The sequence below is a fragment of the Herbaspirillum lusitanum P6-12 genome (assembly GCF_000256565.1).
Taxonomy (GTDB): domain Bacteria; phylum Pseudomonadota; class Gammaproteobacteria; order Burkholderiales; family Burkholderiaceae_D; genus Herbaspirillum; species Herbaspirillum lusitanum.
In genome coordinates this window covers 1-1,515 of sequence record NZ_AJHH01000382.1, presented here as the reverse complement: position 1 = coordinate 1,515, position 1,515 = coordinate 1, and the positions used below count along the sequence as shown (strand labels likewise).

Here is a 1,515-nt window from a genome sequence, read left to right as displayed (position 1 = left end):
CGTCCCGGCGTCAAGCGCCATGCGGATGCCTTCGCCGCGGTTGTAGTAGCCGCCGCGCGCCACCGGCCGCACGAACCTGGCGCTGTTGCCGAGGTATTGCGTGAGCATTTCCGGATTGCCTTCGAAGCCGCCCGACGCAATCATCACGTTGGCGGCGCGCAGGACTTCCTGGCGGCCGTCGGGTCCGGTGACGGTAACCCCGAAGACCTGGTCGAGGCCGCGTTCCATCTTCGTCGCCGTCGTCTCGTAACGGAATTCGACGCCGATCTTTTGTGCATGCGCCAGCAATGCTTCGATCATTGCCAGGCCGCCTCCGATCGGCATCAGACGCGGCGCTGCAGCGGTGACGAAGTAAGTCGGCAGCGTGTCGAAACGCACGCCGAAACCCTTGAGCCATTGCACCGTCGGCCCGGCCTGTTCCGACAGCGTCGAAATCAGCTCCGGATCGGGCATGCCGTGCGCCTTCACGAAGGATGGCCAGGTAGCGTATTCGCCCGAGACTTCCCGGATGATGTTGGGGTCGAGGTTGTAACCGGCGTTGCTGATGAGGCGCTCTTCAAAATCGTCGCTGACTTCAGTATCGCTTTTCATGCGGAAATAGGATTCGGTCCAGCGCGTATTGCCGCCGAACTCTTCGCGCACCGAGCGCTCCAGCACCAGCACGCGCGCACCTGCGGCGGCGGCGGACACTGCCGCCGACAAGCCTGAAATGCCGCTGCCGATGACCAGCAGATCGCAGTTGGCGGGCTTACCCGATTGTGTAGTCATGATGCATACCTGTTCTGTTGCGGCGCCGTCCCGCATCGCAATGAGGCCGGCGCCTTGTCTCTTCACGGCTGCAGTAGCGTAGTGGCGCAGGCCATGTTACCTGCTGCGCGGCGACCACGTCGCCGCGCTCCGTTCCACGCCATAGATCGATACTTGCAGATCAATACTTGCGGATGAACGGATCGGGCATGTCGAGATCGGTCGAAATCCACACGCTCTTGGTGTCGAGGTATTCCTTGACCGCCTCGATGCCGCCTTCGCGTCCGGTGCCGCTGTCCTTGTAGCCGCCGAACGGCGTGGTGAAACTGGTCGAGCGGTAGTTGTTGATCCACACGGTGCCGGCCTTGATGCGCGACGACATGAGCATGGCGCGGTGCAAACTGGTGGTCCACACGCCCGACGCCAGGCCGAAGCGGATGTCGTTGGCGATGCGGATGGCGTCTTCTTCATCCTTGAACTTGATGACCGACAGCACCGGACCGAACACTTCTTCCTGGGCGATGCGCATGTCGTTGCTGACATCGACGAAAATGGTCGGTTCGACAAACTGGCCGGCGCCGTAGCCTTCACCGGTGCGGGCGTTGCCGCCGAACACGCAGCGTGCACCTTCGTTCTTGGCGATGCCGATGTACTCCATGACCTTTTCGAATTGCGGACGCGTCGCCACCGGGCCGACCTGCACATCAGGCAGTGTCGGGTCGCCGAGCTTGGCCTTGCTGGCGATGGCCACCAGACGCTCGACGAATT

The 1,515-nt window shown here is 62.5% G+C and carries 2 protein-coding genes; both read right to left on the bottom strand.

What is annotated here, in order from left to right; all coding sequences use genetic code 11:
* Window positions 1–768: FAD-dependent oxidoreductase (locus HLUSI_RS0112115; protein ID WP_029363436.1), on the bottom strand; the 768-nt coding region annotated here is incomplete at its 3' end.
* Between the two features lie 160 nt (window positions 769–928).
* Window positions 929–1,515: aldehyde dehydrogenase family protein (locus HLUSI_RS0112110; RefSeq protein ID WP_016834225.1), on the bottom strand; the 587-nt coding region annotated here is incomplete at its 5' end.